Annotated in this window: 26 protein-coding genes and 1 tRNA gene; 14 read left to right on the forward strand and 13 right to left on the reverse strand. The window is 37.8% G+C overall.

Annotated features, from left to right (window positions below; all coding sequences use genetic code 11):
• The first annotated feature begins 24 nt into the window (after nucleotides 1-24).
• Both SOI84_RS02975 and SOI84_RS02980 read left to right on the forward strand, forming a co-directional pair.
• A complete protein-coding gene (locus tag SOI84_RS02975; RefSeq protein WP_320674932.1) occupies nucleotides 25-462 on the forward strand; it encodes a hypothetical protein in 438 nt (145 codons plus the stop codon).
• A gap of 133 nt (nucleotides 463-595) precedes the next feature.
• Entirely contained in the window at nucleotides 596-844 is a 249-nt protein-coding gene (locus SOI84_RS02980) for a hypothetical protein (RefSeq protein ID WP_320674933.1), read from the forward strand.
• 500 nt (nucleotides 845-1,344) lie between these two features.
• Here SOI84_RS02980 and SOI84_RS02985 read toward each other — a convergent pair whose 3' ends face one another.
• The 4 genes from SOI84_RS02985 to SOI84_RS03000 all read right to left on the reverse strand — a co-directional run bounded on the left by SOI84_RS02985 (nucleotide 1,345) and on the right by SOI84_RS03000 (nucleotide 6,448).
• Nucleotides 1,345-1,629: a hypothetical protein gene (locus tag SOI84_RS02985; RefSeq protein WP_320674934.1), complete on the reverse strand. Its 285-nt coding sequence runs from the start codon at nucleotides 1,627-1,629 to the stop codon at nucleotides 1,345-1,347.
• Nucleotides 1,630-1,916: 287 nt separating this feature from the next.
• On the reverse strand, nucleotides 1,917-2,342 hold the full coding sequence (locus SOI84_RS02990) for an FdtA/QdtA family cupin domain-containing protein (protein ID WP_320674935.1): 426 nt from the start codon (nucleotides 2,340-2,342) through the stop codon (nucleotides 1,917-1,919).
• A gap of 2,071 nt (nucleotides 2,343-4,413) precedes the next feature.
• Nucleotides 4,414-5,706, reverse strand: a complete 1,293-nt coding sequence (locus SOI84_RS02995; protein ID WP_320675332.1) for a DUF2130 domain-containing protein — start codon at nucleotides 5,704-5,706, stop codon at nucleotides 4,414-4,416.
• A 343-nt stretch (nucleotides 5,707-6,049) separates the two neighbouring features.
• Nucleotides 6,050-6,448 (reverse strand): hypothetical protein, encoded by a 399-nt coding sequence (locus tag SOI84_RS03000; RefSeq protein WP_320674936.1) that lies wholly within the window; start codon nucleotides 6,446-6,448, stop codon nucleotides 6,050-6,052.
• 119 nt (nucleotides 6,449-6,567) lie between these two features.
• On the opposite strand from SOI84_RS03000, the gene SOI84_RS03005 reads away from it, so the two are divergent.
• On the forward strand, nucleotides 6,568-6,807 hold the full coding sequence (locus SOI84_RS03005; RefSeq protein ID WP_320674937.1) for a hypothetical protein: 240 nt from the start codon (nucleotides 6,568-6,570) through the stop codon (nucleotides 6,805-6,807).
• A gap of 272 nt (nucleotides 6,808-7,079) precedes the next feature.
• Nucleotides 7,080-7,577: a DUF3764 family protein gene (locus SOI84_RS03010; protein ID WP_320674938.1), complete on the forward strand. Its 498-nt coding sequence runs from the start codon at nucleotides 7,080-7,082 to the stop codon at nucleotides 7,575-7,577.
• A 65-nt stretch (nucleotides 7,578-7,642) separates the two neighbouring features.
• On the opposite strand, the gene SOI84_RS03015 is transcribed toward SOI84_RS03010, so the two are convergent.
• Entirely contained in the window at nucleotides 7,643-8,020 is a 378-nt protein-coding gene (locus SOI84_RS03015; protein ID WP_320674939.1) for a hypothetical protein, read from the reverse strand.
• An 874-nt stretch (nucleotides 8,021-8,894) separates the two neighbouring features.
• Here SOI84_RS03015 and SOI84_RS03020 point away from each other — a divergent pair.
• Nucleotides 8,895-9,086 (forward strand): hypothetical protein, encoded by a 192-nt coding sequence (locus SOI84_RS03020; protein ID WP_320674940.1) that lies wholly within the window; start codon nucleotides 8,895-8,897, stop codon nucleotides 9,084-9,086.
• A gap of 191 nt (nucleotides 9,087-9,277) precedes the next feature.
• On the opposite strand, the gene SOI84_RS03025 is transcribed toward SOI84_RS03020, so the two are convergent.
• A complete protein-coding gene (locus tag SOI84_RS03025) occupies nucleotides 9,278-9,682 on the reverse strand; it encodes a hypothetical protein (protein ID WP_320674941.1) in 405 nt (134 codons plus the stop codon).
• Nucleotides 9,683-10,252: 570 nt separating this feature from the next.
• Here SOI84_RS03025 and SOI84_RS03030 point away from each other — a divergent pair.
• The 7 genes from SOI84_RS03030 to SOI84_RS03060 all read left to right on the forward strand — a co-directional run bounded on the left by SOI84_RS03030 (nucleotide 10,253) and on the right by SOI84_RS03060 (nucleotide 16,015).
• Nucleotides 10,253-10,690: a DUF2862 domain-containing protein gene (locus SOI84_RS03030; protein ID WP_320674942.1), complete on the forward strand. Its 438-nt coding sequence runs from the start codon at nucleotides 10,253-10,255 to the stop codon at nucleotides 10,688-10,690.
• Between the two features lie 192 nt (nucleotides 10,691-10,882).
• A complete protein-coding gene (locus SOI84_RS03035; RefSeq protein ID WP_320674943.1) occupies nucleotides 10,883-11,077 on the forward strand; it encodes a hypothetical protein in 195 nt (64 codons plus the stop codon).
• Nucleotides 11,078-11,401: 324 nt separating this feature from the next.
• Entirely contained in the window at nucleotides 11,402-11,620 is a 219-nt protein-coding gene (locus tag SOI84_RS03040) for a hypothetical protein (RefSeq protein ID WP_320674944.1), read from the forward strand.
• A 981-nt stretch (nucleotides 11,621-12,601) separates the two neighbouring features.
• Nucleotides 12,602-13,099, forward strand: a complete 498-nt coding sequence (locus SOI84_RS03045) for a DUF3764 family protein (protein ID WP_320674945.1) — start codon at nucleotides 12,602-12,604, stop codon at nucleotides 13,097-13,099.
• Between the two features lie 156 nt (nucleotides 13,100-13,255).
• Nucleotides 13,256-14,296: a chlorophyll a/b binding light-harvesting protein gene (locus SOI84_RS03050; protein WP_320674946.1), complete on the forward strand. Its 1,041-nt coding sequence runs from the start codon at nucleotides 13,256-13,258 to the stop codon at nucleotides 14,294-14,296.
• A 359-nt stretch (nucleotides 14,297-14,655) separates the two neighbouring features.
• Nucleotides 14,656-15,207, forward strand: coding sequence for a GIY-YIG nuclease family protein (locus SOI84_RS03055; protein ID WP_320674947.1), 552 nt, complete (start codon nucleotides 14,656-14,658; stop codon nucleotides 15,205-15,207).
• Between the two features lie 64 nt (nucleotides 15,208-15,271).
• Nucleotides 15,272-16,015: a glutathione S-transferase N-terminal domain-containing protein gene (locus tag SOI84_RS03060; RefSeq protein ID WP_320674948.1), complete on the forward strand. Its 744-nt coding sequence runs from the start codon at nucleotides 15,272-15,274 to the stop codon at nucleotides 16,013-16,015.
• Nucleotides 16,016-16,197: 182 nt separating this feature from the next.
• Here the strand turns inward: SOI84_RS03060 and SOI84_RS03065 are convergent, their stop codons facing one another.
• Nucleotides 16,198-16,449 (reverse strand): hypothetical protein, encoded by a 252-nt coding sequence (locus SOI84_RS03065; RefSeq protein ID WP_320674949.1) that lies wholly within the window; start codon nucleotides 16,447-16,449, stop codon nucleotides 16,198-16,200.
• 115 nt (nucleotides 16,450-16,564) lie between these two features.
• Entirely contained in the window at nucleotides 16,565-17,911 is a 1,347-nt protein-coding gene (locus tag SOI84_RS03070; RefSeq protein ID WP_320674950.1) for a sodium:solute symporter, read from the reverse strand.
• A 333-nt stretch (nucleotides 17,912-18,244) separates the two neighbouring features.
• Here SOI84_RS03070 and SOI84_RS03075 point away from each other — a divergent pair, with 333 nt between their 5' ends.
• Entirely contained in the window at nucleotides 18,245-18,553 is a 309-nt protein-coding gene (locus SOI84_RS03075) for a hypothetical protein (RefSeq protein WP_320674951.1), read from the forward strand.
• Between the two features lie 620 nt (nucleotides 18,554-19,173).
• Here SOI84_RS03075 and SOI84_RS03080 read toward each other — a convergent pair.
• Both SOI84_RS03080 and SOI84_RS03085 read right to left on the reverse strand, forming a co-directional pair.
• A complete protein-coding gene (locus SOI84_RS03080; RefSeq protein ID WP_320674952.1) occupies nucleotides 19,174-19,347 on the reverse strand; it encodes a Nif11-like leader peptide family natural product precursor in 174 nt (57 codons plus the stop codon).
• Between the two features lie 484 nt (nucleotides 19,348-19,831).
• A tRNA-Ala gene (locus SOI84_RS03085) sits at nucleotides 19,832-19,904 on the reverse strand.
• Between the two features lie 978 nt (nucleotides 19,905-20,882).
• Between SOI84_RS03085 and SOI84_RS03090 the strand changes: the two genes are divergently transcribed.
• Nucleotides 20,883-21,923 carry a methyltransferase domain-containing protein gene (locus tag SOI84_RS03090; RefSeq protein WP_320674953.1) on the forward strand — a complete coding sequence of 347 codons (1,041 nt, stop codon included), beginning with the start codon at nucleotides 20,883-20,885 and terminating at the stop codon, nucleotides 21,921-21,923.
• Nucleotides 21,924-22,165: 242 nt separating this feature from the next.
• Here SOI84_RS03090 and lexA read toward each other — a convergent pair whose 3' ends face one another.
• From lexA to ftsH, 3 genes are all read right to left on the reverse strand, one after another.
• Nucleotides 22,166-22,795 carry a transcriptional repressor LexA gene (lexA, locus tag SOI84_RS03095; RefSeq protein WP_320674954.1) on the reverse strand — a complete coding sequence of 210 codons (630 nt, stop codon included), beginning with the start codon at nucleotides 22,793-22,795 and terminating at the stop codon, nucleotides 22,166-22,168.
• A gap of 58 nt (nucleotides 22,796-22,853) precedes the next feature.
• The gene (gene argF, locus SOI84_RS03100) at nucleotides 22,854-23,810 is read right to left on the reverse strand and encodes an ornithine carbamoyltransferase (protein ID WP_320674955.1); all 957 of its coding nucleotides are present in this window, start codon (nucleotides 23,808-23,810) and stop codon (nucleotides 22,854-22,856) included.
• Between the two features lie 63 nt (nucleotides 23,811-23,873).
• Complete coding sequence (gene ftsH, locus SOI84_RS03105; RefSeq protein WP_320674956.1) at nucleotides 23,874-25,751, reverse strand: ATP-dependent zinc metalloprotease FtsH; 1,878 nt, start codon at nucleotides 25,749-25,751, stop codon at nucleotides 23,874-23,876.
• Nucleotides 25,752-25,986 lie beyond the last annotated feature (235 nt).

A 25,986-nucleotide genomic window follows, 5' to 3' on the forward strand; every position in this document is an offset into this window, starting at 1 on the left:
TAGATAGTAGGAATTAACGCGCTAATGTCTTCATTAACTATCAAAGTGAGCGCTAAGGCAGATGCCATGATCGCTCAATTGCAGAAGGAAATCTTCAATCGTCGTCGTAAGAAAGTAACTGCTCAAGGTGTAGTAGAGACACTTGTTGAGAGTGGTGCAAAGTCCCAATCTGACAAACGTTATGCTGCATCTTGGAAGAACCTAATTAAAGATATTGAGAAAGCAGCAAAGCAGTCTGAAGTTCACGGCAACAAGCCTGCGAGCGTAAGTCCCGAAGAGTGGGCTCTCATCATTGCCCATCGCAACCGCAAAGGTTCTGCAGACAAAAAAGCAGTTAAGATTTCTTCTAAAAAGACGGTGACTAAGAAAGTAGCTAAGAAGACTCCACCCAAGGCATCTCCCATTGCAGCGGCTAAGCCAGGAAGAGCAAGAAAAGCTCCTTCAGCTAAAGCAACAGCTTAAACACTCTCCTTGTAGTAATTGATGATCTTTGGCTTTCTCCCTAGAGCATGCTTATCTGGTCGAGCCATTTCTTTATTTCCAGAGGTAATTACCCTTTGGTCTGGAAAAGCAATTAAAAAACACAAATCCAGACATGCAATCAATCAACCTCATAGCCCTTGCCTCAATCTCTATTTTCGCTTTACCAAAAGCTGTTAACGCGGAAAGCATTTGGTTAATTATTCGGTGGAAATACATTGGTGCTGGTGGACTAGAGAAAATTGAAATGAAAAATATGGAGCAATGCGAAAAAGTGGGGCAGACATGGAGAAAGGCAGAACAAACCAATCTTGAAAAGAAGAGCAAGGCAATGTTCGACTATCAATGCCTGGAAGGCAAATAAATACTCGAGGCATATACATGGACTTTATGCTTTGATTTTGATGCATTAGTTTTGACTTCCTTTCTAAGCTGGGTCTAGTGTCTTAGGAGAAAGCAAAAATGGGAGAAGCTAAAAGGAGAAAAGAGCAGGGCTTGGCTCCCAAAACAAAGAAAGAAACAAAATCAAATTCCCTAAATTTTTTGTCAAAAGCTCCGAGGCTAGGTTTGTATCTTGGAGTGACCTTTGTGATTTACCTTATTTACGATGTGATCCACTACTACAGACGGGGATAACAAAGCCTTCGTTTTTGTTCGTACAGGAGCTATTTTTTTTACTGCAGGAATCGATTAACTTCTTTGTGCTATCTGTGATACTCGCTATAGGCACACAGCAGAAGCTATTAAGCGCAATCCCTGAAGGGGCTGCCCGCCCTCTCTTCCAGACAATGAGCTGATTGTTTTTTAGGGAAAGTCCTTTGCTCGATGACCAGTTGCTCTTATGGGTTATTTCATATTGTTCTGTCAATCTCTACCATGTGCTGTTCTTAAACCACTTGCAAAAAAGAATTGCACTCCATCATTCCCAGAGCCTAAATTCTGTATAACCTTGTTTATCGCAAAGCGGGACTGGGTTGATGCGTACAAAGATTTATTCGTGGCACCAACCATTCTGACTTTGCTCGCTGTAGTTGGGTTGGCGGGTGTTGCTGCAGGCATTTGGATCTCTATTGCTTTATTTCCAATGTAACCAAAGATTCCTTTTGTAGGCTCCTTGCTAAGAATTCCTTTGTGAGTAATCGAAAACAAGAATTAAATAGCCTCGCTCCAACGAAATTTATCTCCAAAGGATCTTTAGACATAAAGGCGCTGCTAAGGAGACATTGGCAAAGCTGAAGTATGGACTCAAAAACAAGTAATAAAAAGAGAACACTGGCATTTTGGAAGCATTGCCAGCTCCAGGCTGCCATTTTCTCGGTACAAAAATGGTAGGTGAATTAGCAGTGGACAATATTTAAGGATTAGTTGATTTATAATTTAAAGATTGCAATTGTCACTTTTTAACTGACCTAGAACAGAAGGCTTATGGGGTGTATTCAGAAATCCCTCTCTCTATATTCCAAGAAACGTTTATAATTTCTAATATAATCAGATTCATCATATTTCCTGTCAGTCAAAACCAACATTATAGAACCAGTAGTTTTATAAATTTGTTCAGCCCAAATCGTAGGAGGTATGTGCAGACCTTCCAAAGGAGATTTCAAGGTAAATGTTTTCTTCTGCAGTCCATCATCACAAATTACTTCCACTTCACCAGCTAAGCAAATAAGAAATTGATTGCAAAGTTTATGGGCATGTCTTCCTCTGATTTCATTAGCTTTAACATCGTATATATAAAAAACTCGTTTGATAGAGAAAGGGACCTGATCATTGCCCTCTATATAGGCTAAGCTACTATTTTCTTCAGCTACATCACTTACTAGAATTTCCTTAACTAAATTTATACTTTTAAGAGGGTACATTGCTATATCAGTTTTTTATTTCTGTAATTTTTATTTGGATGACATGTACTAGAAAATCCTTAAGCAAACGACCAGTTAGAACTAGAGGAACAGAGAAGTAAGACATGAAGTTAGTATGTTCTATCAAAGATGGCCTACTGGCTCCCTAATCCAGATCGAATCATCTTTTCCCCGGCAAGGAAGATCTACTCCTTCAACAATCATCTTAAAAGAGTGAAACAAAACGATTACTCTTAAGATACTAGTACATAATTCCTACGATTGAACCTCCTAGAACAAATACATGTCTTTCTAAACATATCTTCCCATATCATCAAAACATAACTCCAACATTGCAAATACTAATCTTAGCCAGCGGAGTAAAAAACATATAATGGTAGAGGGAGCCTTTTCATCAATGGGCAAGCCCATTGAACATAATCGTCTCACCCTTGTTAAAGTTGTATTGCATCAGCAGTTTGCTTTTCCTAGATATAAAGCTCACACATACACTATTTGCAGACAAAATAGCCTTAATGACATCAAAGCATCATTACCCTATAAATATAAGGAACAAAGAGGATCACCAAATGAGGATTTTAGTCATTTTTCTCCTAATTTTTTTCTTTTCCTCAACTAGGGCTATCGCCTATCCTCAAACTCAACTCACCGAATGCGTACTTGGTGCAAAAAGGAGTCCCAATGTATTAGGAGTTCCTGAAGCCTCTATAAGAAATTGGTGTGATTGTACATTGAGGCTTACATTAGATGAAGGTAAGGAAGACATTCCCTCAGCTAATGAATGTGGTAAAAAATACTTCAAATAATTGCGATAGCCTAAAACTTTAGTTGAGAAAGAGACTTGAGTTAGTGATACACAAATCTACTCCAAATCTACAACCACTTGGCAAGCAAATCCTTGTTAAAAATTGATCAAAGTTGCTCTCCTAAGTCAGTTTTCGCAATCAGCAGAAACAAGTATAGGGTAGCAATTATCGACTTTACAAATCTACTTAGACCTTTTATTGCTTTCAATTGGTCTAGTTGTGGACTTTGATATTCAACTCAAATCTGATGCGAAAAAATCATTCGAAATAAAATATTTATTGGTTGGCTAAATTATTTAAAGGATAAATACATTTCCTGATCTCATAAAAGAGCCTACCGTAATTGAACTAATGAGATGACAACCTAATCAGCAGTAGATCTCAGAACAGGAAAGATCAGGGGGCCACCTATTGAAAGTTAAAAATTTCGACGCCAAAGGCTACCCTCTATTAAGTAAAAACCCCTAAGAAGGGTTTAAGTGGGGAGGCAATAGAAAGACAGGAACCTCAACTCTCTAAACATTAAAAACCTGTTATAAGGACACAATTAGAGAAGAATCAGAAAGGCGTTTCACCACAAGTCAATTTATTAATAACGCAAAACAAGGCATGTTTTCTGACGTAACTCAGCAAAAGCCAGGAAACCAACTTATTAGAATTGCAGAAATGTTTAAAAACAACTCCTTATATTCCCAGATTAGCTAGTACTTAAAAAGTTGATTGTGGTCAATGAAGTCACCTCACACTCCTAAAACCTGGAGCCGAGCTTTAAGGAATGCATTTTCAAGTTGGAGTAAGCTCCTTTATTACCGTTTACCTGGTCAGACGTAATAAGAAGCAAAATCCTCTTAGGCAAAGAAATTGAAAGTAGCTAAAGATGAAAAAATCATTGCTACAATTTTTTTCTTAGCTCCAGCCTGAAAGAAAGGCTTATAGGGATTCAAGTCCACGAAGATTAGGTAGGAATGCTTAAGAAAGTCTATACCCTGACGGGGGTAAATACCTATATCACTAGTTGAGTTGCATTGGTAAAACTTATGAGAGTTATCGGCATTCCTTTTATATTTGCCAATCCTGTCAGAACATCAGAACTAACAAAATAAGGGCATATTGCAAGATTCAGGAAAAATTGGCCTCTACATGATCAGTCTTAAAAAGACTATTAGAATATTTAGTCCAATCGTAAAGCAAGGTCCTTTGACGTAGATCAGCTAGTCTCATTAAAAATAGTACCCCCTCCTCTAATTCATAGGGGTAGTTATTTATTAGGCAGCATCTTTACTTCTAATGCTCTGAAACTTTGAAGCCATAGTTGGGTTATTTCTAGTTAGTTTCTTTACAGTAACATCTTGGGCCTTATCATTAGCTAAACGTAAATTTCTATCTGCTCCCAATAAAGCATCTTTGGTTTTTTGTAAATGATCAATTGATTTATCAATTTCTTGAATAGCTGCTTCGAATCTTCTTGAGGCAAGTTTATAGTTCTTACTAAATGAATCCTTAAAGACTTCCAAGCTTTCTTCAAAATTCGTGATGTCTATGCTTTGTGCTTTTATGCGAGCAAGCTCTGACTTATATTCAAGTGATTTAATTGCAGCATTACGTAGAAGAGTAATAAGTGGAAGAAAGCACTGAGGCCTAACCACATACATTTTAGGGTAACGGTGAGACATATCTACGATGCCAGAATTATAAAAGTCACTTTCAGGTTCAAGTAATGATATTAAAACTGCATATTCGCACTTCTTCTCGACTCGATCTTTATTAAGCTCCTTAAGAAAATCTTCGTTCTTTCGTTTTGTTGAAGTTGTATTAACTTCATTTTTCATCTCAAACATAATGGAAACTATTTCCGTTCCTGACTCATCTATATCCCTAAAAATATAATCTCCTTTGCTTCCCATTTTTACATCGTTATCCTTTTCAAAATAAGCCCTTGGAAAAGCTGTCGCACGAAACCGATTGAATTCTGTTTCACAATGCTGTTCTAGAGATTCCCCGATCATCTTAGTCGAAAGACGCATCTTCATATCCCGTAACCTCTCAATAGCAGCGTCTCTATCTTTAATCTGTATTTCATACTTTTCTTTCATCGATTTCTCTGCAAGTTGTTTCACAAGTTCAGCTTTCTCAAGACTAAGCTTAAGTTCATCTCTTTCCTTTTGGAATTCACCAACAACCCTATTTAACGCAAGCTTTTGAGAAGCTTCACTATTTGCTTGAACCTTCTCCAACTTATAAACAAGCGCATCACGCTCTTTGTCGGCAAGGCTTTTAGCCTGAGTAACTGCAAGAGTTTTCTCAAACTCTGCAGAGTCAAGTCTCGATCTCAATTCCAAAATTGTTGTATCTTTGATCGCAGAAGACCTCTGCATCTGAATCTTCAAATTATTTTCGGCAATCTCAATAGATTTGAGCTTATCTTTTTCAGCAAGTGCAAGCCTCTTACTCAACTCATCATCAAATTCATCATCTCTTACCTGTTTAAGAATATTTGCGTATCCAGTCTCATCGATCTTGAACAGCTTGCCGCACTCAGGACAGTTGATTTGCTTCATCTTTATAGAGTGCCAAAAAACAAGATGCATTGCAAGACATGCTTATGCCTTTATGGAAACTGGCAAACTCACTATAATTACTCTAAATAGGTAGTATTAAAATCTAGCAAGGAAAGAGATACTATTAAATACGTTTATTATCACTCCTTGATTGAAAAACATATTTCAACTATTTCATTAAAAATCGAAACCATTAATCGCGAGACTATTTGATTCTTATTCAAGCCTAGTAATTTTTCACTAATTAAACTAGTAAAGATATTTAATTTTGATGATTTTAGAGAAAGATTTGATGAAAGATTTTATGCTTAAAGCTCGAGAAGAAGCTGAGAAGATGTTAGTTTTACAAGTCTGTTGATGACTCATGCTTATAAATTATTTTTCTTGGAACTCCCTTTAATAGCAAAGTGATGCGACGTGCATTTAAAAGAAGGGGAAACAAGAAGTGAGTGCGTTTACCAGATGAAAAGATAACTGAAAGTATTTTTAATAGTGAATCTGTTGGGTTGTCTATTTGACAGCAAATCCAGTTGATAGCATCAGCTCCATATAAAGTCTCATTTTCTATTTTCAAAAGTGCGCCCTTAGTATCCATATCATAACCTTTAGGGAGTTCAAATAGGTTCTCTCTTGCGTTCTTAATTTGAATAGATGGCAAGCCACTCTTTAATTCAAGCAACTCTGCAAAGTGTGCACAAAATGGGCACTCTCCATCATAAAGAAAAACAAGTTTAGAAATCATCAAAAATAGAACTTTTTCTCATTATAGTAGACTGCTTAAGCCTATTTATTGGCAATCATTCTTTAAATAATGCATTTTCCTACTATTTAGTATTATGCAAGAAAGTATTCGGAGTCATCATGATGAGAATCGTCTCTCTGTTATTAACAGTTTTATTAATGTTTTCAACAAAAGCTATGGCATATCCTCAAGAACAACTCAAGGACTGTATTTCCAGTGCCTCCATGAACACTAGTATAGAAGGAACTTCTATAGAATCTATAGAAAAATATTGTGATTGTGCTCTCAAATTAATTGTAGATGAAGGGCAAGACATAAGAAATTCAGGTTATGAATGTGCCACCAAATATTTCAAATAAAAACTCCATGAAAAGTATCATTATAAAATCTTAGAAGATCAAAGTAGTGTTTTCTTGAATAAACTGAATAAATATTAATTCAAAACCTCCTATAAGTATTTAATTTGCTAAAGGGCATCTCAGATATAGCTTAATTAATATTTGTAGTGAAATATTAATTATAATAATGCAAAAACCAAGAATTAAATTAACGTAAATAATAATTTTATCTTTATGCTAATTACTTTCTTATCTTCATCAAACATGAAGAATTTACGACGCCATAAAGCCTCATGAATAATGATGCTAAAAGTCCTTTTGGCTTTAAAAACCTTTCATTATGGACATTCTGTTGGATTGCAGGTAGCACTGCAATTGATTTGAGCTTTAGAAATGCCAATGTCTACACCCTTGGAATAGGCACACTCATTACATTTATTGTTTTCGCCTTTGTGCTTGGGACTAGTGGACCTTTCCCCCTTTGGGTTCTTCTGTTTTCTACGCTCCAAAGTAATAATAAGATTGAAGCTACTTTCATGGTTTTTAGAATCAGTAATACATTTTCAGAATGGTCAAAAATATTTGATGAAGAGTTTGAGGCTCAAAAGTCAGCTGGTATAACACCAATATTTAGAGGAGTAAGTAAAAATGACCCCAAAAAAGTAATTGCAGTTTTTCAAGCAAAAAAAGGTGTTCTTGAAAAATTTCGAAAAATAAATAATGAAAAAATTATTGCTTCAGGTCAGATTCCTGAATCTGTAGAAGTATCAATCTTCTTTCCTAAAAGCTAACCAACATTCAAAAAAACTTAAACTTTAAAAAGAACTTCTATCTAGAAGACCAAAAGAAAAAGCTTCTATAGCGCTTCAAGAATGCCATAAAGTCTTAGCACCTCAAGATACAGAATTGCGGATAAAGAAGTAGTTATTGCTATAACTACTCCTCCATATTTAACAAGCTTCTGATCAGTATTTAATTGACAAGCCTTAATTGAAGCGCTTGTCGCTCCAAAAGGCAAAAAGGTGACTCCAACGATTATCAAGCCAATAACACCAATAACTGACTGAGCAATCCATACATCACTACCTAATGCAGCACTGTTCTCGGCAATTGGAAGGTTAAAATCTTGAGCAGCCTCAAGAATCCCCACCATTAGCTTGTGAGTTAATGCCTCTAAGCGCTCAAAAAACCCTTCTTGGCGAAAAAAGTCTAAAGCTTCGATTCCCTCTGACATTGCATAAGTCCGATACCTCTACGAGCATAATTTGATATAGAGATATCTCTTTTAAAGGTTAATCACTGGTTAAATATAAGTCTTGAGTAAGCGTTTACACCTATTTGGACTCTAGGGGTATTCCTTTTGGTCTGAATTTTGTTCAAAAAGCTCCAGGGATGAGGTGCTCACATGTTTAAAAGCTCCACACTTTGAATAATCAGCTTTGAATGCCATTAGAAACTTTCCGTCTTGAAAGAAGAAGCAACCTTTTTAAGCAAAAATTACGACATTTCACAGGACAAGAGACTTCGATGCTTACCAAAAAAGTCTCTCTAAAAAAGAAAAGTATTTTTACCCACTCAATAAACCAGTCAAATCAAGCATAAAAGCAAGCTTAAGCTCACTTTTATGAGCAGCAGAGACCAGAAAAAACAGCTTTTGCCACAAAATGCTTCTCTTCATTCTGAAAGGACAAGGAATTTAAACTAAATGCTCGAGTTTTTTTGCTAGCCACAAAGATAGAGAGATGGTGGGCCATTATGAGCATCAATGCTATTCCTAAGAGGTCACACCAAACCTATGCCTGATCAAGAATCAACTAATAGTCAACCTAAGTGGGACTACACATCCTCGAGGCAGAACTTAATCACAGGTGCACTAGTAGTAGGGGGAAACCTTTTGATAGTGCTTATCTACCTGCTTTATAGAACCGTTCCTGCAGTCCACCAAATCATCTCAGGGAAACCTCTTTAACGGCTTTTGAAAGTCAAATGATCACAAAGCTAAGGGCCCTAAATTCCAACCTAATCACACTGCCAGTTTTCAAGATGCAACAGAGCGTCGCCTGGCTCTAGGTTGATGGGCTATATATAAACCGCTTTTAAGGGTATTGATGATTCACCTAACCCACATCATTGACTTCGCCACTCAACTACCACACCCATCAGACCTAGGGTTGGTAAAACCTTCAGGTGGATTCCAGCTGATCCCAGCAGTTTTTGGCCTAATCGCAATCATTCAGGTATCTCAGTTTCACTGGTACGCCAGAGACAAGAACGATCCAACCAAAAGATTTCAGCGCTGATTCCTACTTAGTACTCAAGGCTTAAACAGCCAAGTTAAGGACCCTGATCAGCAGACTTTCTTAATAGAAGTCCTCACGAGGGCAGACTTAATGTTCTGCCCTTTTTTTTTATGTGCAAAATAACTGAGTTATTTTCTACTCGAGAAATTAAAAACAAAACCTTCCAAAGAGGATGGGGCTCTATATTTGATTCACTCTCTCTTTAGATCAATAGGGGTTCCTACCTCCTTACAAATTTCTTCAAGAAGGTCATATTCAAAACCTTTAACAGGTGAATTCCACCCTTTCCAAACCCCTTTTCTATCAGTAACATTGATTTTTGCTTTCAAACAATTTACTGCCAAGTAAAAGCCCTTACCTGAACTATTAAAAGTTTGAGCTATATAGCTTCCATTAACAGGCTTCCAGATTGACCAATCCACCTGCAGAGGCCCGTATTTACGGAGTTGTGGATCCGTACCATTCATTGATCTAACACATCCCCAAAAGTCCTTTGCTCGTTGACAAAGCTTATAGGCATCTGTCTCAATCGCGGAAGTTACTGGAGCGATTGAGAGGAGAATCAAAAAGCCAGTCCCTATAAAGGAAATTCGCATTTAAAAATGACTTCAAAAAACTAGTAAGCCTATAAATTTTCCTAGGAAAAGCATGGTATTAAACGCTTTAAATGAATAAATTTTCATTCCGAGGACATTTTAATAATAGCTTCTATCCCTATCTTGATAATTTTCAAAGAAGAACCTCACAAACTCATTATTCTTCAAGCCTCCTGCAACATACCAATAAGTCCTTCAGCGATCTTTTCTGAGTATTAACTCCTAGAGAATATCCCTCGCCCCTCTCGGGAAATTCTGATCACTTAATTGAGGCATTAAAGATCTATCCCAAAGAGACCTACCTTTCTTGAGGGGAGGCCTATTGGCTAAAACCTTCTCTAAGCTCTGATCTCTTAACCAAATACAGGCAAGCCGCAAAAACACTCTCTTAGAATGAGAACTTTCCTGTATCAGCAAACGTTTACTGGAAATGCACAACTTTTTGATTAGCCCCTGGTTTTAAAAGGAAAGAATAACTTTCAGCCTAGAGGACTATTTCTAAAGCATGCCAAGCCTGTATTCTCAGAGAAGAAAAAACAAGAAAGCTCAAAGGCTCCCTCAATAAAAACCATGGATGAAAGCAAAAATTTTTATATGGTCGGAACTGAAGTTGAAGTGGAGCTTGAACAAATTAAGGATCGTCTGTCCGATGAACTATCTCAAAAACTATCCTTAAATAAAACTGGGACAATAGAGGATTACAAATTAACTGATGGTCAAAGCATTGGGTTTGTGGTAAAACTAAAAGACAACACAATAGCCTGGTTCTTTGAAAACGAGATAAAATGTATAGCACTCCAAGAGACGTCTTTAAAACAAAAATACATCAAGTTTTCAGAGGGGAATAATCAAGAAGCAAAATTAGAGAGTGGGAGTTTATCTAAATCCTTCTCTAACAAAATTCGTAAGAATATATCTCAAAGATCTAAACAAAAGGATTTCCTGTATATGTTTAACCCTATTAACTTCACAGACTGGCTTCTATACTCACTCAAAGATGTATTTTAAAAATCAAATTATCACCATAAAAAATTCCTAGAATATCAAAATATTGATTGGCTATTTTCATATTCATTAAATGAAAGTCACTTTTTGGGGATAAGAACAAACATAAAGAACGTTAAGTTTGAGAAGGATTTATACAAAAATAGGTTTAAGTGCCTTTAAATATTAATCCGTTACAGGTCGACTGGCGAAATCATGGAACTAAATCGATCAGATAAAAAACAAGTTAAAGCACCTCTCCAACGAAAAACCACTCTTAAATGGGGCAGTAATGGTGAGTTGTCTGCTGTTGATATGGCAAGAGTACTTGATCAACTCACCAACCCAGAGCTAACTGAATGCGACTTAGCCTGTGACGCCCAGAAAAAAGAAAACGATGAAATCAATTAAAATCTTTCTTTCTTCTTCAAACAAATAGCAATGAGTATAAAGCCGAATATGGAGACAAACCCTACAAGGGCAAAGGTTCTTTTGACTATCTTTGGTTTAGGTCCAATTTTGATTATGGTGATATTTCTTGGTTTGAATGGTTTCTTTGAACCTCCAGGGTAAAATAAATCCTATGCAAACCAGCTAAGCAGGCAGTAACAATATTACTAATGTATTGCAACTTCTTGTTTACATATTATAGATGTAAACACCTTACTTAACGCATGTTACAAACTAAATGGTTAAAGTAGGTTCTTATTCGACATGATTTCCCGAGGTTACTAAATGAGCAAAAAAGATTGGTTTGGCATCTTTTACGTATCAATATGGATAGTCATTTGGGGCTCAGTTGGTTCGGTTATTGATTTACCACTTCTAAATGCTGACCTTTACTTACCAGGATCATTAGGCCAAATAATAACCTTTACACTTACAGCTCTAGCCTCCACCGCAATAGGTATTCTACTTTTCCCAAAAGCACGCAGACTAGTAATTAAAGATTGATAAAAAAAAAGAGCCGAAGTTGTAAAGTAAGCAAATGGCACTCGGATTCCATTCTATTTAAAGAAAAATTTATCTTCTTAAAATCAATTCCCTTTCATAAGGGAGTTAAGTTTGAATCAAGTTGAGAAAAAAAAATGAAGACATCTCGTTTAATCCATTTAGGTTTAATTCAAGAAGGTAATTCTGGAATCAAGTTCTTCCAATAGGTTACAAGGAAATATAAGATAAATAGATTTGCCAACATTGCCAAAGCAAACCTAATTCGCAAATCCTTTACTAACGGCAAAAGTGCCTCCCAGAGCTTGAGCATTTCAGATAGGGCTTCTTACATTAAAGAAATTAGTCGAAAATGGCTCTCAATATTCACTCAAGACAAAGCAATGAGGAGTTCAGAGGGAATTTGTAGTAATTCCACCTATGGCAAGAGAGCTCTGTATGTCGCATTTTTAGGCTGCTGATAATCCAAGAGCATGAAGGCCCAACCAGTCCTCGTTCATTCCACTCCGCAAGGCGGCACCGTTCACAAATACCCCTTAAGCGGAGGCAAAAGATCCTTCGAGAGATTTCTGGGTTGCTATTTAGGGTCATGCAAATTCTGCAACGACCTAGACGAAGCTACACAGTTCCTAAAGACCTTAGAAACGCCTTGCTAGGAATAGCAAGCTATTATCAAGCTATTTAATTAAAACTCAGGAATACCTTTTCTCCTACTATTTTTTAGTGGGAGAGTATTTATATCTTCTATAAAATATAAATTGAGCAGACAATCTACATCTACTTATTTTTATATTCTAATCCTGCTAAGTATAAATATCATGTATTTTGTAAACAATAAATATCAAATTCAGTTTGATTGAGAAGGTTTTGAATATTGTTGAAAACTAGTTTTGATAATCGATACAGAGGAATCCTTTATCAAAAACTCCTCCATCTGTGTTTTTCACGCCAAATCAATCCAAGCCTTCTTAGCCAAAAAAACAAATGTCCAATAAGTTCCCAACTCGAATTTGGTATCTAGCGATTTGTCTTCTTATATGGGGCGTTGGCGGCCCTCTTCTAATCACTTCTGAAGTGATTCCATCAAGCCTTCTAGGCAAAGAGGTCGCCTCCCTACTAGAAATATCTTTATGGACGCTTATATGCGCCGGTGGCGGTTTCGCAGGATGGCGACTTTTCAAGAAACCCACTGAGAGCGAGGCCCCGCTCTCACCAGTAGCAAATGTAATGACATTTAAGATCAACAAAGATTTCTCTTTTTGGGCTAAGGCATTTGACAATGACCTTGAGAATCAGCAAGAAGCTGGCCTAAAGCCTCTATTTAGAGAAGTAAGCAAAGAAGACAGTACAAAGGTACTGGCGATTTTAGTCGCTGTCCCAGGAGCATTGGAGAGTTATTTGCAAAAAAATCAAGAAAAGATTTCCAAGTCGGGGCAAGTTTTAGGTACCGAAGAAATTTCTACCTACTCAACAACAAATTAAACAAACCAACAAAAACTGAAGAAGGCCAACTAAGCCATTATTTAGGTATTTTGCGCAACAGTATGTTCGTATTGGAAAAGTCTTGTGACAGTGGGTCTACTAGATGTAGTTACTTAAGGGTATCCTCTTACGGCTTGCCGTTCGGGTTCACTATTAATGCAAACCTATGGAAATCCAAATGTCACCTACAAGTGGTGGACTGGAAATTCTGGGGTAACAAACCGCTCAGGGAAATTCATTGCAGCTCATGCTGCTCACACTGGATTGATTAGCTTCGCAGCTGGTGCGAACACTCTCTTTGAGTTATCCCGCTTTGACCCCTCCTTGCCCATGGGCAGCCAAGGCTTCGTAAGCCTTCCTCACCTGGCCTCTATAGGGATTGGCTTTGATCAGCTTGGTGCCTGGACTGGGGCCGGTGTGGTCAACATAGCCGTTGTTCACTTGGTCTTCTCGATGGTCTATGGAGCGGGTGCACTAATGCACTCACTTCTTTTCCCAGGAGACATGCAAGAAAGTGAAGTCATTCAAGCTCGAAAATTCAAGCTCGAATGGAATAACCCTGACAACCAAACCTTCATTCTTGGTCACCATTTGCTGTTTTTTGGTGTTGCTTGCATATGGTTCGTTGAATGGGCCAGAATCCATGGAATTTATGACCCTGCAATTGGTGCAGTGCGTCAGGTCAATTACAACCTTGACTTGTCAATGATTTGGCAACGTCAATTTGACTTCCTTGCTATTGACAACCTTGAAGATGTAATGGGAGGCCATGCTTTCCTTGCTTTCTTTGAAATCGGTGGAGGTGCATTCCATATTGCAACAAAGCAAATTGGTGAATACACCAGTTTCAAAGGAGATGGTCTCCTTTCTGCAGAGGCAGTTCTCTCTTTCTCCTTAGGAGGTATCGGCTTTGCGGCAATTGTTGTTGCTTTCTGGTGTGCGACTAACACAACTGTTTACCCAATAGAATTTTATGGTGAGCCATTAGACCGAGTATTCCTCATAGCTCCTGCTTGGGTGGATACAGTTGATCTATCTGGTACTGCCCCATTGGGACATTCAGGACGTTGTTATTTAGCCAACTTCCATTACATCGCTGGATTCTTTGCTCTTCAGGGACATCTATGGCATGCACTTCGTGCTATGGGGTATAACTTTAAAGACCTTGGAGCAAAATTTAAATTTGCGGCAGAGTAACTACCCTCTGCATTTCAACTCCTAAAAGCCTCGTCAAATGACGAGGCTTTTTTTTTCAGTCAATAAATTTGATATAAATTAAATTCACCTTACCCAAAAACAAACGATGTCCTCGCTCCCCATTAAGGGCTAATAAAGCAATAAGCTTCTATGCTTAAGAAGCTTCCCGTTCCCTGAGGCTTTTAAAAGTTCAATCCTTGTCCTTACCCGTGAAAACCTTTTCTTTCCCATCAAAAGTTAATTTTCAATTTGAATTTCCTTTCACATCCCTCTAAATGCTTTAGAGCTTATAGCCTCCTAAAGCCTCAAAAACAAGTTATAAATAGAATATCTAAAAAGTACTCCTTCTAAGAAAGACTATGGCAAGAGTTGTATATCTATTACGAAATGGAGATCTATATAAGATTGGTCATACAGAAGACATGGAGAAAATAAAAAAGAAACTGAAACCTGACGAAATTATTAAAACAATAGAAACCACTGAGCCCTTTAGTATTGAAGCAAGGTTAATCGCTAGATTTAAGTCCTGCAGAATTCCAGAAACTGAATATTTCAGGCTAGATGAGCAACAATTGCAAGACTGTATAAATCAAATGAGTACGGACCCAGCTAAGCCTTTGTCCCTCAAAGAGGAAGTAAGTATCGGCTTCAAAGGTGCATTAGTGCTGGGGATTTCAGGCACATTACTTTCAATACTCTTTCATTCTGGATTAGCTCGTGGATTAGCCATTGGATTTGGATTATCATCCTTACCTATGTGGGTGCTATTTCTTACCGGAAGTTTTGGAGGTTATGACGCAGAAGATGTTCCAACCTTTTCAACTTGGTCTAATAGATTTAAGGGGCTTCTATTTGCCTTATCCTTTTCCTCTATTGCATATACATTGGAGTCTTTACATCGACTCATTTAGCTGGGTAAACTTGAGGTTTTCGATTGCAATAAAATCAAAGCTAGTCTAAGCAAGAAAATTTCACATGACAGGTCCAGCTAGAGAAAATATTTTGTATAGCTTTAGAAGATGCCCCTATGCTATGAGAGCTCGTTGGGCAATCATAAGAACTGGTCAAGTTGTTACTTTAAGAGAAGTCAACTTAAAGGAAAAGCCAAAAGAAATGCTTGAAATTTCAAGTAAAGGAACAGTTCCAATACTTTTAACTAAAGATCAAGAAGTTATCGATGAAAGTCTTGAAATAATGACTTGGTCACTGAAAAAAGATTCAGACCAGCTAAATATAATTAGAGAAAATGATAAGAAAAGTAGAGAAATAATCAATCAGCTCTTAAAGCAAAATGATGACGTATTCAAGCTGCATCTCGACAAATTTAAATATGCTTGCCGATATCCAGGTGAAGACCCTGATTGTCATAAAGAATCTGCAAGGAGAATTCTTTATGAATGGAACCTTCGCTTAAAAGGTAAAAGTTCACCAAGCAGTAACTGGCTTGTTGGTAACAATGAAAGTCTTGCTGATTGGGGAATATGGCCATTTGTTCGGCAATATATGCATACCGACTCAAAATGGATAAATGAAAACCATGAAATGGAACCAATACGTGAATGGTTGAATAAATTCACGAGAAGTAATCTATTTGAAATATTAATGCTTAAACAAAAACCTTGGTCAAAAACTCATAAACCCATAAGTTTCCCGAGGTACTCAACAACATCATCATCAAAAAACATAGCTATCACCTGGCCAAAAATAGAAAGTACATGAAACAAACTCTTTACTCATATAAAAGCCACTATTGATGAAAATCAACATAATCAAATTAACTTCACCAATAAGGATAAAAAAGTCTAGGTAGAAACCTCCTAACCTATGTACATGGAGAAAATCTATTAGCTGATTTAGCTTCCTTTAACGAATAACCTTAAATAAAAGTATTAGGTTTTAAGCTATTCATCTCTTCTTTTATCAATTATTCTTGCCAATTCTAAGAAATAACCTGCTGTACAAAATTTACCTAGGTTCCTCTCTCTGTTACCAGAATCACTTCTAAGCTCAGCAGTTTCAGCCATTAGCAAATCCAGTTCATGTTGGGGCATCTCATATAGCTCTCTCAACTCAATCTCTCTATCTAGCAAATGGCTCTTAAACCATTTTTCCCTCAATTGCTTGGAAACTTCTCTTTTGCGAGTGTAGTCCATCAAGTTCTACAAAGGAAAACATAGTTTCATAATAAAGGGTGTATGGGACTCATCGGTTCTCCTAGAAATTTTATTAGGAAATTAGATAATTTCAATTATCAAAGCTTAATCAACTTCATTGCCGAATGAGGATCGCAATTATAAAAAAAAGAAACGTAATCACCCCTGATATTTCTGTCCAGCCCATTAAACCAAAATTAATTATCCCAATAGGAGCAAGTACAGTTATGACACCTCCAGACAGAAGTGGCTGGACAAATAATTGCTTGATGGAAAAAACAGGTAGGGCATTAGTATTACTTCTTGGATCTGCAAGTCTTAATAAAAGAAGGCCACTTGCTGCAACGCCTGTTGCATTTCCAAATTCGGTTAGAGATCGCTCAAACCATTCAATATTAAATATCAATTTTGAGAAAAAAAGCATCACAGTCAGATTCCAAATCAATCCCGCTAATGACAAAGCAGTTATAGGGACCCAATCAGCGATTAAAATTGGCAAGTTAATACTTGCCATAGCCGTAATAATTAACAGGTCAGTACATAACGTTCCAATCTCACGTTGAACAACATGCGACACAATCTCAGTTTGTTCCAACCTTTCTAGAGCAAAACGCACCAAAAGCGAACCAAGTAAAGCAAGGGGGAAAACAGGGAAAGTAGTCCAAACTTGCTCATAAATATCACCAAAAAAAGGAGATAAGGACCTTAATAAATTCAACATCAAAACGGCAAATCCAACTGCTAAGCCTGGGAGTGCGAGATTTACAGCTAATTGGCGAAATCGGTGAGAAAGATTTATTACGTCGCTTTCTTCAAGCAATGAAGATGTCGCTGGAAGAGTTTCTAGTCGATTCACACCCCAACCCTTCAACCTTCCAAGCACAACTAAAAGACTCCCGATAATCGTTGAAGCAAGTAAGCCAACTGTTGCCATTGCAAGACCAAGATCCTTTCCTGCTAAAAACCCCAGCTTTTGAAAACTATCACCCATGACAGCAGCAGCACCATGCCCTCCCTCGAAGCCAACTTCGATAAGACACCCCATCAAAGGGTCGACACCTTGAAATGGAATTAAAAAAAAGATCACAACTAGCCCACCAACGAGATATTGACCAAATCCAAGAAGTAAGCCAAGAAGAGCTTGCGAAGCTACAGGCTGAACTAATCCCTTTCCCTTTGGCAGTGGTCGGCCTATTAACAAAGTTCCAAAAACAAGTGTCAAAAGAGGTGAAGGCAATTCAGTCCATATATCTGTGACGCCTTGGGGTAAAACAGGAAGAAATCCATATGGACCAAGGATTAATCCACAAAGACCTGCAACAAGAGCAATTGGTATACCAATTTGCTCTAGACGAATAGCAGGTTCAAGCCTCCTTCCAAGGCCTAATAAAAAACCCAAAAGAATTAGCAAGACAAAGGCCAACCCAATGCTTGTATTTGCAGTAGGTTGAATCTCAAGCATTATTTGATGAACCCCTCATGTTCACATGACTTAAGAGAAAAGCAGAAAAAGATCAATATCCATCTTCTGTTGAGTTCGTCTTGTGGCAATTAATCATTTCTTGAGCATGTCTGAACCTTTTAAGAGGCTAGCCCTAAGTAAAAATCATAGTCAAAATAGATATCAGATCCTTATAAAAAGCTAACAAGAAGGTTCAATTCTCTACTCAATCATGAAGCAATCATAAATTTCAACACCGAGTGATTTACTAGCACAGCCTTATCTACGCTAAACAATGAAGTTGCTTAAAGTATTCAGGATAACTTTTGAAGAGGTTTCGCAGAAAAAAGAATTATGTGGGTATTATTAGATATATCAATAACTCTCCCAAATAGCCCTATCACAGAAGTGATTCCAATGAAAAAGATCTTTTTTGGAATAAGTTACGCTACGGCCTGGATAATTGCTTCACTAGGCCTAGGGATGATAATAAATATTGGATTAATACGATCAGGAGCTTATGTGAGTGGTGATTCTGCAGAAACAATTGTCTTCTGCTTAGTAGGCCTTCTTGCTCTAGGTGGAGCATATTCACTTTATGGAGAAGTATTTTCTAAAGAGAGTCTTGAAGAAGATTCGAAAACAGACAGTATTTCGGACTGATTTTCTAGGGATTGAATTAGAGTTACTTTGTTACAAAGACATAAAAACTTAACTATAATGGCTTCTACTCCATAGATATAATTCAGAGCTTGAGGGATTTTTGTCAACAGTACATTTTGCCTCATGCATGAGATTTCTCATTATTGGATGAAGAGCCTCCCTGAACCTCCTAAAGTCAGACAGCCTTTTATAAAGCCTGATATTGGGCATTGTTTGATCTTCTTGCTGATTTATTATGCACTGGTTCTCAACTTTTGCAATGTCTAGCAATAGATAGACACTTGAACAGCGTAAACAACATTCAACCTTTAAAATTTGAAATCAAGATGATTTTTTTGATATAGCAGCTAATCGAAACAGTTCGAACTAACGGGTTACTCAAAAACAATAAGACAGGAAAGCAGCTGTGCCGAAATTAATCGGGCACTTTTTTGATTATATGAGAAAAATAAACCCTAAAGCCCATGTTATTTGCCTGGATGAAAAGGCGCGAATCGCAATCTTCTCCTAATCACCATCTCAATAAGCTATACATAGGCACTTCTACTCATTATTATTAATACTTAGAGCACGTCTACCTCTAAGTATTAATACCTCTCTTGTTTAGAGGGTTGAATTACCTAAGCGTGTTCTCTTTGCCAATGGCTAACAGTCGCAGGAGAAAACTTATGCCCATGCTTCCTGCCTAGAGCAACGATACAACTATTATTTACTCCACAATCAGCTATTTGACGCTGAAGTCCTTTATCGGATTCAGCCTTGGTAAATAAATTCTCTAGTTGTTTTTTAGACATGGTTCAACTGGTAACTCTAATTAAATTAATAGCAACAAATAGATTAACGGAGATGTTTGAAAGCAGATTTTCTTAACTTTTCTGCGAATTTACTGAATTTCTAGTAGTAAAAACCAAGAAAAGTAATTTTTGCAGAAGGATGATGACAAAACATAAAAATATAAACTCATAAGAAATTTAGAAATATCTTTATGAAAAAGCTTCTCTCTTGGTATTTATCAAGTTTGCATAGAGTTCAGTTCTCTCATTATTTTTTGCCCGGTAAATTTTGGCGCCCAATCAAAAATGAACTTCAAATACCGTTAGTTGCCTGAACAAAAGATTACTCCTGAACCAATAGGACCTCTTTACCATCTATCCTTAAAATAGTTAACTTCCAGGAAAAGCACCACAAAAAATCAAATAATCATAAGTTCTTAAGGCATATAACTCAACTATTTTTCTCGTTTCGCGAGGGATCCTTTGTCCAGATCGAAAATTTCAATGGAGCCAAGCGGACTCGAACCGCTGACCCCCTGCATGCCATGCAGGTGCTCTACCAGCTGAGCTATGGCCCCGTGAATTAAATAATACAGTGACATCAAGGATTATCAGGGAAAGCAAAGAAAGAAGTGATTTGCTTGATAGTGCTTGATAGTGGCTGATATAGCGATTATGCGCAACAACATACGCAATGGATTGCTAGTCACCGCATGGGTTCTTGGAACGAATGGCACAAAGTAATGCCAAAGACGATCAAACTCAAGAAGGGAGGAGGATGGTCTTCACGAGACATTGAGAGAAAAGGGGGCAAAAACTCGGGTCACTTAGCGATACCAAGATGATCTCGGAATGAAGAACACAAGAATTACACCCTTCTTGCCCTATGAATCGACTTCAAGAACTCAAATTAAGATTATCACTGCAACAGCAGAACCAAAAAGATTGATGGAGTCAACAAACCTCTCTTTGCCACATGCAAAGAAGTTCTATTAGCGCAATATCAAAAGACAGCGAATCGATACTTTGACAGCTGAAGCAATTTAGTTGAAGCAGTTCTTGAGTTCTAAGGCCAACAAAGGAGAGAAGCACCTCGTAATTCAAGGCAGACAACAATCGAGTTTTAGAACCCTTGAAGCAAGGCCATGACCGAGGAACAGTCAAAATTAATGATGCATTATGCAGAAATACCTCTTGCAAAATCTCCATAGGGGTGCTAAAGGCCTAAAGAGCAATTTGAAGGTTTGTAGAAGCCTTGTTGGAACTCGCAGTTAACAACCCTGTGCATATAAAAATGACTTCCTTCATCAGTCGAAATCAAGCAGCATCAAATAGGAAGCACCAACAAAAGCAGCGAGAAAATATTTTCCTTATAAATAAGGGACTAAAATTTTTGTTTTCTCAAAATAGCTTTGCAGGGAGGTGCAAATACCGTATTTATGCTTTGTATGAGCTTTGGTCAGTCTTTAGGGGTCAGCGGTGCTTATCCCCTTTGCACCCATAACCTATGTTTGTGATTAAATACCTAATAATGAAAATTCACAAGAATCACTATAGTGGACAATCAAGTGTTAAATGACCAAGATACATCCTGTTCGATTTGCGGAAATTCGACCATTAAAATATCCCGAACTCAGGTATTTAATAGTAGCAAAAAGTTTGACTGGATTAGTGACAGTACATTTAACCTCTCGAATTTAGATAGAGCAACTGTAGAGTTAAGATTTTGTCTAAGCTGTTTTCATAGCTTTCTCACACCAAAATTTGATACCTCTAGACTTTATGATCAGGAAACAGGCTATATCGAGCGAAAAAAACAATATGAAATTTACCATCCGGGAAAAATCTACGGTAAATTTAATCCTAATATAGGAAAAGGCAAGACTATTTTTTCAGGTTCTTCTAAGGAACTGAATCGTTTCAAGGATTATATGAATATGTTTTATCAGCTATCTTTAAGATACCATTTAACTTACGATAATTTCTCAATTCTTGATTGGGGTGGAGGCGATGGCTATGTAAGTTCTATCTTTGCTAACCTTATAAAATCTATGCTCTATCAAGAAGTTAATACTTATATATACGACCATTCGGATTGGCAAGCAAATAACAAAGGAATAGTAAGTTTAGACCAAATTGATAAAAAAGTACAGCTTATCATTTTTTCCCATATATTAGAACATACGCATGAACCTTTAAAAGAAATCAAACAAGCATTGGATTTTGCAGATAAAAATTGCTTGGTTCTCATTGAAGTTCCTGACGAAAGACATAATAATCTATTAGCATTATTTGGAAAGAAGTTTGGCATGCATTATCATGTAACACATTTCAGCAGGAAAAGCCTTTCTCGGCTTATGAATAAATCTGGAATATATGGAGTGAAAACAAAATATAATTTCAATTCCAGTTACAGAGGCCAGCAAATGCATTCAATTATTGGAATAGGAATAGCAGGTAAGGACAATGAATTTAATTCATCGACAATACCATTTGTTTACGAATTACTCACCTCTATATTTTTTACTTTTAGAAAGTCAATTGAAGTGGTAATTAGAGAAACAAAAGCATATGTCAAGAATTTTTCTAAAAAATAAATTAGGGTTTGCTTGTGAATTAGAGGTTAAAAGATTGCGAACTATTAAAAAATTTTAATTTGGCTGCTATAAATAGCATTAATTAATCAAAGAACTATAAAAATCTAAAATTCTTTCAAGCTCTGATTTTAATCAAATATTTAATTTTTTCTAAGGAAATAAGTTTCACACGAAAATAAAAAATATTCTTTCCTTCTGAAGTTTTTAGAGAATTGTTCCTATAGAAATTCTAGCCCTAAAGGTCAAACATGTCTCCAAACAGCAATCAGTTTTCCTTGTATTTGAACTTGATCAGCATTTAATTCGATAGGTTCATATGCTGCATTAGCCGCTTCCAATTTCACCAAGGATCCACTCCTATAAAAATACTTCAAGGTAGTTCCGCTTCCCAAAACCAGAGCACTAACAACTGTGCCATTTCTCAAGCGAGATGGCTCCTGAACAGGCTCCATAAGGACCACATCTCCATCAGCAATATGCGCGTCTACCATAGAATCCCCATTTACATTTAACGCAAATACACCCTTTTTATCTAGTACTGATGTCAGATCAAGTCGATCCTGAACATCATCGAAGGTTTCTACTAATCCGCCTGCAGCAACTGCGCCAAGTACTGGTATTCCACAATTCACTCCGCTTGTTATTTCTCCAAGCAACTGAAGAGTCCTTGCCTGACCTTCCTGCCATGTAATCCAACCTTTTTGCTGAAGATGTCTTAGCCGACTTTGAATTGGGGCTGGCGAGCGTAAGCCCATCCCTTGCATCATTTGCCTAATTGAGGGGCTGTGTTGATGAGTACTAATAAAATCAGCTAACCAGTCATAAAGCTCTTTCTGAGCTGGCGTCAGCAACTCTTCTTCTTGAGATGTCACGAGGAGTGCACATGTACGTCAATACATTTGTACCTACTGTATTTAATATTGGCAATACTCAAAGTCCTCCTAGGACAGCAGCTAAAAGAGCCTGCTGAACATGCAATCGATTTTCAGCTTGATCAAAAATTCGACTGGATACTGATTCAAAAAGGCCAGAACTAATTTCCTCCCCACGATGGGCTGGTAAACAGTGCAAAACGATTGCATTTGAATCAGCCTTTGAAAAAAGCTCCTCGTCAAGGCAAAAACCCTCAAAAGCTTTTGCTCGAACAGATTGCTCTTCTTCTTGACCCATCGAAGCCCAAACATCTGTATAAACAGCCTCTGCTCCTCGTATAGCCTCAAGTGGATTATTAAAGATCTCAATTTTTGCTTTAGCCTGAGAAAGCTCAAGAGCTTTGTTCATCATTTCTGAAAGTGGTTCAAACCCTTTTGGGGAAGCAACTCGAATATTTACACCTAATAAAGAACCACAAATCATCAAAGAATGAGCGACATTATTCCCATCACCTATATAACAAAGAGTTTTACCCTCTACTTCACCAAAGGTTTCTTTAACGGTCAAGAAGTCTGCCAAAGCCTGGCAAGGGTGTTCTATATCAGTCAATGCATTCAGAACAGGTATTGAAGCCCAGTGGGCGTAATCAATTAATTCCTTTTGTTCAAAAGTTCTCACCGCAAGTACGTCACAAAAGCGGCTCAAAACTCTTGCCGTGTCTTTAAGAGGCTCTCCTCTCCCCAGTTGGGTAACCTGTGGATTTAAATCTACTGTTTGTCCTCCCAAGCGAGCCATTGCAACTTGAAAACTTACTCTTGTCCTTGTAGAAGCCTTAGTAAAAATGAGACCAAGAACACGATTACCTAGGTCAATTCTTCTTTCAGCATTTTTGAGCTGCATTGCCAACTCAAGTAATGCAGATATTTGAAGAGCACTTAAGTCACCAGAAGACAAAAAGTCTTTTCCCTTGAGAGAGGAAAGTACTGCAGCAACCCCTTGATTACGGTCAGCCATATGATGAGTTTGCGTTATAAAGGAAGTTTCAATCGATATTAAAACCCCTGATCGATAAAACCCTTAATGAGAAACAAGACCTGTGGGAAGGTTACTAGCATCAAGCATCTCTTTAAGTTCATCTCCCTCTATAACTTCCTTCTCAAGAATTTTCTGGGCAATATTTTCCAGCAATGAAAGATTATTTCTGAGTATCTTCAACGCATTGTCATGTCCATCATCAACCAAACTCCTTACCTCCTTATCAATGGCTTGCGCAGTTGCATCACTAACTACTCTCCTTGGATTATTTCCGCCTCCAAGGAACTGCCCCCCACCTTGTTTGTCATAAGCCAAAGGGCCCAAGATCTCACTCATCCCATAGGTCCCAACCATTTGTTCAGCTAAATCAGTTGCTCGTTGCAAATCATTTGCAGCTCCTGTGGTGATTTTTCCGAAAACAATCTCCTCAGCAGATCTCCCGCCTAACAAAGTCGCGATCTGTCCTTGCAAATCTTGCTTGGAATTAAGGAAACGCTCCTCTGTTGGCAATTGCAAGGTATATCCAAGCGCACTCATACCTCTAGGAACAATAGAAATTTTTGCGACCTTGCTTCCTCCAGGCATCAAATGCCCCACTATTGCGTGACCCACCTCGTGATAAGCAACAACCTTCTTTTCATCTTCTTGCAGTACTCGGCTTTTCTTCTCGAGCCCAGCAACAACCCTTTCAATCGCTTCATTTAAGTCCTTCTGTTCTACTTTCTTACGCTTACCTCGTGCGGCCAACAAGGCTGATTCATTAACCATATTGGCCAAATCGGCTCCTGCAAAACCACTTGTAGCTTGAGCTATACGATCAAGATCTACTCCATCAGCAAGCTTCACCTTCTTCACATATATATCTAAAATTGTTTTTCTTCCAGAAAGATCTGGTCTGTCAACAAGTACTTGTCTATCAAAACGTCCTGGTCGCAATAAAGCTGCATCGAGAACCTCAGGTTGATTAGTGGCAGCAAGAACAATTACTGGCTTATCCGTAGCAGAGAACCCATCCATTTCGGTTAGTAATTGGTTGAGAGTTTGCTCTCTTTCGTCATTACCCCCAACTACACCCATGGAACCCGAACGACTCTTACCAATAGCATCCAGTTCATCAATAAAAATAATGCAGGGTGCCTTTTTCTTAGCTTGTTCAAACAAGTCTCTAACTCTTGCTGCACCTGCCCCAACAAACAACTCAACAAACTCTGAGCCTGAGATGATAAAAAAGGGAACACTCGCCTCACCTGCAACTGCCTTGGAAAGAAGTGTCTTACCAGTTCCTGGAGGGCCAACCAACAAAACGCCCTTAGGAATTCTTGCTCCGATATCTGTATATCTCTCAGGTGTTTTTAAAAAGTCAACAATCTCTGTTAACTCATCTTTTGCTTCATCAACACCTGCCACATCATCGAAAGTAACTCTCGACTCTTCGTCAGGAACATAAACCTTTGCTTTGCTCTTAGTAAAACTCAAGGCACCTTGTGCGCCTCCCCCTCCCATGCTTCTACGCGCGAAGAACTGAAGAACAAGAATAAATATCAGAGGTGGAACCACCCAACTTAGGACTGTGGTAAAAATATTTGGTTTCTTAGGTGGAGCTGCAGCAAATTCAACCCCTTTACTTTCAAGCCTTTGAGGCAAGTCCATATCGAAAATCGGGGTTGTAGCAAGAACAGATGGACTTCCATCCTGCGGATCCGATAATTCATAGCGAATTTGCTCCTGGGTTATATATGCCCTCTTGACCCCACCATCATTAACCTGATTGATAAACAATGAATAAGGCACACGTGGTACCTGGTTGCTTGGGTTTGGTACAAGGCTGCTTAAAAGCAACAAGAGTCCAAAACCAATCAAAATCAAGTTAATAATGCCAAAGCGACGATTTGGCCTGTTGTCATCTTGTCGTATCGGCATTTGCCCTATTCATCATCGGCACCCAAGCTAAGCCGAGGAAAATAAAAACGTTGTAATTTACTGGTGTAAGAACCGAACGTCACCTCAAGCGATAACGCCATTGGGGGGGGGCAAAAAGCGTTAAAGAAGTGAACTAAAAGGTTTTAAAGGGAAAGAATCAAAGAATCCCAAAGCAAAAAAACTTAAACAAGAAAGCTATAAGACAGCGCTGTAATTCCAATTTGACTCACAATTT

Source organism: Prochlorococcus sp. MIT 1341, assembly GCF_034092415.1.
Lineage (GTDB): Bacteria > Cyanobacteriota > Cyanobacteriia > PCC-6307 > Cyanobiaceae > AG-363-P08.

Coding starts and splice junctions, on each gene's coding strand:
- SOI84_RS02975 (WP_320674932.1), top strand. CDS start 25: ATGTCTTCATTAACTATCAAAGTGAGCGCTAAGGCAGATGCCATGATC.
- SOI84_RS02980 (WP_320674933.1), top strand. CDS start 596: ATGCAATCAATCAACCTCATAGCCCTTGCCTCAATCTCTATTTTCGCT.
- SOI84_RS02990 (WP_320674935.1), bottom strand. CDS start 2,342: ATGTACCCTCTTAAAAGTATAAATTTAGTTAAGGAAATTCTAGTAAGT.
- SOI84_RS02995 (WP_320675332.1), bottom strand. CDS start 5,706: ATGAAGCAAATCAACTGTCCTGAGTGCGGCAAGCTGTTCAAGATCGAT.
- SOI84_RS03000 (WP_320674936.1), bottom strand. CDS start 6,448: ATGATTTCTAAACTTGTTTTTCTTTATGATGGAGAGTGCCCATTTTGT.
- SOI84_RS03005 (WP_320674937.1), top strand. CDS start 6,568: ATGATGAGAATCGTCTCTCTGTTATTAACAGTTTTATTAATGTTTTCA.
- SOI84_RS03010 (WP_320674938.1), top strand. CDS start 7,080: ATGAATAATGATGCTAAAAGTCCTTTTGGCTTTAAAAACCTTTCATTA.
- SOI84_RS03015 (WP_320674939.1), bottom strand. CDS start 8,020: ATGTCAGAGGGAATCGAAGCTTTAGACTTTTTTCGCCAAGAAGGGTTT.
- SOI84_RS03020 (WP_320674940.1), top strand. CDS start 8,895: ATGATTCACCTAACCCACATCATTGACTTCGCCACTCAACTACCACAC.
- SOI84_RS03025 (WP_320674941.1), bottom strand. CDS start 9,682: ATGCGAATTTCCTTTATAGGGACTGGCTTTTTGATTCTCCTCTCAATC.
- SOI84_RS03030 (WP_320674942.1), top strand. CDS start 10,253: ATGGATGAAAGCAAAAATTTTTATATGGTCGGAACTGAAGTTGAAGTG.
- SOI84_RS03035 (WP_320674943.1), top strand. CDS start 10,883: ATGGAACTAAATCGATCAGATAAAAAACAAGTTAAAGCACCTCTCCAA.
- SOI84_RS03040 (WP_320674944.1), top strand. CDS start 11,402: ATGAGCAAAAAAGATTGGTTTGGCATCTTTTACGTATCAATATGGATA.
- SOI84_RS03045 (WP_320674945.1), top strand. CDS start 12,602: ATGTCCAATAAGTTCCCAACTCGAATTTGGTATCTAGCGATTTGTCTT.
- SOI84_RS03050 (WP_320674946.1), top strand. CDS start 13,256: ATGCAAACCTATGGAAATCCAAATGTCACCTACAAGTGGTGGACTGGA.
- SOI84_RS03055 (WP_320674947.1), top strand. CDS start 14,656: ATGGCAAGAGTTGTATATCTATTACGAAATGGAGATCTATATAAGATT.
- SOI84_RS03060 (WP_320674948.1), top strand. CDS start 15,272: ATGACAGGTCCAGCTAGAGAAAATATTTTGTATAGCTTTAGAAGATGC.
- SOI84_RS03065 (WP_320674949.1), bottom strand. CDS start 16,449: ATGGACTACACTCGCAAAAGAGAAGTTTCCAAGCAATTGAGGGAAAAA.
- SOI84_RS03070 (WP_320674950.1), bottom strand. CDS start 17,911: ATGCTTGAGATTCAACCTACTGCAAATACAAGCATTGGGTTGGCCTTT.
- SOI84_RS03075 (WP_320674951.1), top strand. CDS start 18,245: ATGTGGGTATTATTAGATATATCAATAACTCTCCCAAATAGCCCTATC.
- SOI84_RS03080 (WP_320674952.1), bottom strand. CDS start 19,347: ATGTCTAAAAAACAACTAGAGAATTTATTTACCAAGGCTGAATCCGAT.
- argF (WP_320674955.1), bottom strand. CDS start 23,810: ATGGCTGACCGTAATCAAGGGGTTGCTGCAGTACTTTCCTCTCTCAAG.
- ftsH (WP_320674956.1), bottom strand. CDS start 25,751: ATGCCGATACGACAAGATGACAACAGGCCAAATCGTCGCTTTGGCATT.